Raw genomic sequence first — 5,452 nt, 5'->3', positions numbered from 1 at the left:
ATTTTGTCTCTTTCTTCTTTAAAATGAAGCCTACAAGATTCCTCGCTCCCAAAATTTGCTGTAAAACTGAATAAATTCATCGTTTTTTTTATCAAATATAACGCTTTTTTATTAATTATGGGTAATTACGGACAATCAATTGTTTTATAAACAACGCCATTTTTCATCACAAAAATCACATTCTCCATCGTATGTATATTTTGAGTTGGGTTTGCATCCACTGCAATAATATCTGCTAATTTCCCAACTTCAATAGCTCCAATTTTATCATCCATATTAAGAATTTTAGCAGGTGTTATTGTTGCAGACTGAATTGTTTCGATGGCAGGCATTCCTGCTTCAACCATATAACCAAATTCTTTCCCATTTTTACCATGGTCAAAAACGCCGGCATCGGTGCCAAAAGCAATTTTAACACCTTTTTTATATGCAATCGCAAAAGTGCTTTGTATTTTAGGGCCAATTTCTAACGCTTTCGGCACAATAATATCAGGATAATATCCTTCAATTTTAGCTTTAGCTGTAACTTCTTTCCCTGCTGTAATCGTTGGCACTAAATATGCATCATATTTAATCATTAAGTCCATTGTTTCTTCACTCATAAGTGTTCCATGCTCTATGGTTTTAACACCGCCTAAAATAGCACGTCTCATTCCTTCATCTCCATGAGCGTGCGCTGCAACATGCATTCCATAATCTTTTGCAGTATCAGTAATTGATTTAATTTCCTCAATTGTAAACTGAGGATTTTGTCCATTTTTTGCAACACTTAAAACACCTCCTGTTGAAGTTATTTTTATAAAATCAGCACCATTTTTATATCGTTGTCGAACTGCTTTCTTCCCATCATCAATACTATTAACAACGCCTTCTTTTGGTCCTGGATCTCCCATTAAAATTCTACTACTTCCGTTTGTTGGATCGGCATGTCCGCCTGTAGTTCCTAACGCTTTTTCAGCAGTAAAAATTCGTGGCCCAACAATTTTACCATTATTAATGGCATTTCTAAGCGAAACATTTACACCAGATCCACCTAAATCTCTAACTGTTGTAAAACCAGAAAGTAATGTAATTTCGGCATATTTTATAGAATTAAAAGCAATGTCAGCTTCATTCAATGTGTAAGTTTCAATATAATTTGTGGGACTCATTTGCATTTCCATATGCACGTGCATATCTATTAAACCAGGCAATACCGTTTTGGTCTTTAAGTCAATAACTTCATCAGACTTATTTTCAGAAAAAACAAATCCTTTTTTAACATCTATAATTTTAGCACCTTCAACAATAATTGTCATTTCAGTATCAACTTTACCCGTTTTGGTATTGATTAAATTTCCACATTGAATATATTTTTTTTGTGCAAAAAGTAATGAAGAACATAACAATAACGTTAAAACAGCAATTTTTTTCATAATTTAAACGATTAAAAAGTTTTATTTTAGCCAAATATATCAAATTTTTATGAATAACCTAAACATTGAAATTTTCAAATGAAAAATGTAATAATAACAGGGAGTAGCAAGGGAATTGGTTTTGAAATGGTTCAACTATTTGCAAAAAACAAATGCAATGTATTGGCTCTTTCAAGAAATAACTCATCAATAAAAAGTTTAAGCCTTAGCAATGTAAATGCTTTAGATATTGATTTAACAAATGAAACTGATTTAACCAAGGTTCAAGAATTTGTTGCTCTTAATTGGAAATCTATTGATATTATTATTCATAATGCGGGGAAATTAATTAAAAAACCTTTTTCAGAACTAACGTCAATTGATTTTTTAGAAGTATATCAAGTAAATGTTTTTAGTATTGCAGAATTAACACGAATTTTACTTCCTCATTTAAAAAAAGGAAGTCATGTGGTTAACATAAGTAGTATTGGTGGTATCCAAGGTAGTGTGAAATTTCCTGGATTAGCAGCATATAGTTCTTCAAAAGGAGCATTAATTACTTTGACTGAAATGTTAGCTGAAGAATATAAAGAACAACAAATATCATTCAATGTGTTAGCTTTAGGAGCAGTTCAAACAGAAATGTTAGAAGAAGCCTTTCCTGGTTATAAAGCTCCTGTTACAGCTTTTGAAATGGCTGATTATATTTACCAATTCGCACTTACTGGTAATCAATTATTCAATGGCAAAGTTTTACAAGTTTCTTCTTCAACACCATAAAAATGAAGTTACTTTGTAAATACATACCGGAGAATGCTTGTAATTTAGTTCAAGATATTTTATTGCAACATCCCATTATTATAACCATTGTAAAACATAGAAATTCTAAACATGGCGACTTTAAAAAAAGCACCCATGGAAAAGTATGTATTACCATTAATAGAAGCTTAAACCAATATCAATTTTTATTAACACTTATTCACGAAATTGCTCATTTTACAACCTATAAAAAGTATAAAAGAACTAAACCTCACGGAAAAGAGTGGAAACAAGAATTTCAACTATTAATGTTACCTTTTTTAAACCCTACTATTTTTCCCATAGAAATATTGCCAGCAATGGCTAAATATTTAATTAATCCAAAGGCAAGTACAGGTGCTGATGTAAATTTAACTTTTGTTTTAAATCAATATAACGAAAAAACTGACAAGAGTTTTATATTTGAATTACCTTTAGGGAGTGTTTTTCAATATCGCTCTAACTATTATAAATTAGGTAATAAACGAAGAACTAGATTTGAATGTATAGCGTTATCTAGCAATAGAAAATACCTTTTCAATCAAAATACAGAAATTAAAATTCTTGATACAACATAACATTTAAAAGTACTATTATGAAATCGAATTATTATGCAGTAATTATGGCCGGTGGCGTTGGATCTCGATTTTGGCCTATAAGCACCCAACAAAATCCAAAACAATTTCATGATATGTTGGAAACTGGATCAACACTTATTCAGCAAACATTTAATAGGTTTGAAACGTTGATTCCAACTTCAAATATATTAGTTGCAACTAATTCAATTTATGGCGATTTAGTTAAAAAACAACTTCCAAAAATAACAAATAAGCAACTTTTATTAGAACCAGTTATGCGAAATACAGCTCCTTGTATTTTGTATAGTGCATTTAAAATTTTTATTGAAAATCCAGACGGAATTATAATTGTTGCACCATCTGACCATTCTATTGAAAATGAAAAAGAATTTTTAAAAAATGTGAGAACTTCATTTGAATATTGTTCAAAAAATGATGCTTTGGTGACTATGGGAATTCAGCCTGAAAATCCAAATACGGGATACGGTTATATTCAATTTAAAAAATCTGAAGAAACTATAAAGAAAGTTAAAAATTTCACTGAAAAACCAAATTTAGAAACTGCTCTTCAATTTATTAAAAGCGGAGATTATTTATGGAATGCAGGAATTTTTATTTGGAATGTAAAAAGTATTTTAAAAGCCTTCGAAACTCATTTACCTGAAATGTTTGCGCTTTTTTCAAAAGGACAAAATAGTTATAATATGACTTCAGAAACTGATTTTATTGAAGCAAATTATAAAAATTCTCAAAATATATCCATCGACTTTGGTATTATGGAAAAAGCTTCCAATGTATTTGTTTTACCCGTAAGTTTTGGCTGGAACGATTTAGGTACTTGGGGCTCTCTTCATCATAAATTGACTAAAGACGAAAACCAAAATGCAACTATCGGCGGAAAGGTTATTTATAGAAATGCTAAAAATAATATAGTTAGAACACAATCTGGAAAACATGTTGTGATTCAGGGTTTAAATGACTATATTGTGGTTGAGAAAGATGATGTAATTCTTATTTGCCCTAAAAATAAAGAACAAGAAATAAAACAAATAACAGCAAAAGTTAAAACCGAATTTGGTGAAGATTTTATCTAAAAAATGCACTTATGGAAAATAGTGAGAATAATAAGCCTCAAGAAAATAAAAATTTAAAAGAGACTTGGATAACCATAAAACAATTTTTATTCGAACTGCTGGATATTAGACATGACACAGATAAACAGGGCACTATTGAAGACATAAAAGAAAATATTTCCATGAAAGGCCATACGGCTTGGGTATTGATTTTTTCAATTTTGATAGCTTCTATTGGGCTAAACGTCAGTTCTACGGCGGTTGTTATTGGCGCAATGCTTATTTCCCCGTTAATGGGACCTATTTTAGGTGTCGGATTGTCAATCGGCATCAATGATATTGACACTTTAAAACGTTCTCTCCTAAATTTAGGCGTTATGGTTGGATTGAGTTTAATGACTTCATTCCTATTCTTTTTAATTCCATTATTCAGAACTGAAACTCCAGAACTTTTGGCAAGAACCGCCCCAGATGTTCGTGATGTTTTTATAGCCATAGCAGGTGGCTTGGCATTGATAATTGCTTTAAGCAGAAGAAGCAAACAAACCAATACCATAGCGGGTGTGGCAATTGCAACCGCATTAATGCCACCGCTTTGCACCGCCGGATACGGTCTTGCAACAGGGAATTTAAGCTATTTTGGTGGGGCCATGTTTTTGTTTACCATTAACACCCTATCTATTTATTGCGTTGGCAGCATTTGTAATTGTAAAATATTTACAGTTTCCAATGGTCAAATATCTCAATTCCGCCAAAAGAAAAAGGGTAGCACGATTGGCTTCATTTCTTGCATTTTTAGTTTTTGCCGGAAGTATTTATATGTTTGTAAATTTATTTAAAGAAAATCAATTTAAACAATCAGCCAAAAATTTAATAAATGACATCAAAAAGAGCGGCGTGAGCATTATTGATGAAAAAGATGAAGATATCAATTATAATAATAAAAGTGTAAAAATTTATGTTTACGGAAAAAAACTTTCTGCGGAAGAAATTAATTCTTGGAATGCAAAACTTCCTGAATATAGATTGAAAGACACCAAATTAATTGTGCAACAAGGCGCTGATGATTCAGATTTAAGGCATGACGTGAAAAATTTGACGGAATTGTATATGCAAAACCAACAAATAATTTCCTCAAGAGATGAATCCTTACGAGAAAAAGAAGCTAAAATTGAACTCCTGGAAACTGAACTTTCCAAATTTTACAATACTCAAATTCCATTTAAGCAAATTAGCCAGGAAGCCCAGATTAATTACAGCGACCTAAAGCAATTAAGCTATGCCAAAATGATAAAAACCAACTTTAAAACGGTTGATACCATTACCATATTTAATGCAGAATGGGACGCTACCACCCTAAATAAAGCCAATCAGGAGAAACTTTTAAAAAAGTGGCTTAAAATACGTTTAAATTTAGATTCACTGGTTCTAAACAATCGCTAAAATAAGCAATAACATCAAAAAATAATAAAGAAGCTGTCTCACAACTAGAGACGGTTTATTTATACTTTTATTTGGAAGTTTTATTAGTTTTTTGTATATTTAATCATTGATATACAGATACTTAACTATGAATTTCAGACATTACAACCAACAACAAACGATACTT

At 31.1% G+C, this 5,452-nt stretch carries 6 protein-coding genes; 5 read left to right on the top strand and 1 reads right to left on the bottom strand.

What is annotated here, in order from left to right; genetic code table 11:
* Window positions 1-125 precede the first annotated feature (125 nt).
* Window positions 126-1,415, bottom strand: coding sequence for an amidohydrolase family protein (locus Q8S45_RS06745; protein ID WP_305602695.1), 1,290 nt, complete (start codon window positions 1,413-1,415; stop codon window positions 126-128).
* 78 nt (window positions 1,416-1,493) lie between these two features.
* On the opposite strand from Q8S45_RS06745, the gene Q8S45_RS06740 reads away from it, so the two are divergent.
* From Q8S45_RS06740 to Q8S45_RS06720, 5 genes are read left to right on the top strand one after another with little or no spacing between them, the layout of a single operon-like run.
* On the top strand, window positions 1,494-2,174 hold the full coding sequence (locus Q8S45_RS06740; protein ID WP_305602692.1) for an SDR family oxidoreductase: 681 nt from the start codon (window positions 1,494-1,496) through the stop codon (window positions 2,172-2,174).
* 2 nt (window positions 2,175-2,176) lie between these two features.
* A complete protein-coding gene (locus Q8S45_RS06735) occupies window positions 2,177-2,770 on the top strand; it encodes a SprT-like domain-containing protein (protein WP_305602689.1) in 594 nt (197 codons plus the stop codon).
* A 17-nt stretch (window positions 2,771-2,787) separates the two neighbouring features.
* The gene (locus Q8S45_RS06730; protein ID WP_305602686.1) at window positions 2,788-3,864 is read left to right on the top strand and encodes a mannose-1-phosphate guanylyltransferase; all 1,077 of its coding nucleotides are present in this window, start codon (window positions 2,788-2,790) and stop codon (window positions 3,862-3,864) included.
* An 11-nt stretch (window positions 3,865-3,875) separates the two neighbouring features.
* Window positions 3,876-4,682, top strand: coding sequence for a DUF389 domain-containing protein (locus Q8S45_RS06725; RefSeq protein WP_305602684.1), 807 nt, complete (start codon window positions 3,876-3,878; stop codon window positions 4,680-4,682).
* Entirely contained in the window at window positions 4,618-5,286 is a 669-nt protein-coding gene (locus Q8S45_RS06720; protein WP_305602698.1) for a hypothetical protein, read from the top strand. Before Q8S45_RS06725 ends, Q8S45_RS06720 begins: the two co-directional genes overlap by 65 nt.
* Window positions 5,287-5,452 lie beyond the last annotated feature (166 nt).

It is taken from the genome of Lutibacter sp. (genome assembly GCF_030692605.1).
Taxonomy (GTDB): Bacteria; Bacteroidota; Bacteroidia; order Flavobacteriales; family Flavobacteriaceae; genus Lutibacter.
The sequence above is the reverse complement of the archived record's forward strand: the minus strand, read 5'-3'. Positions and strand labels throughout refer to the sequence as shown.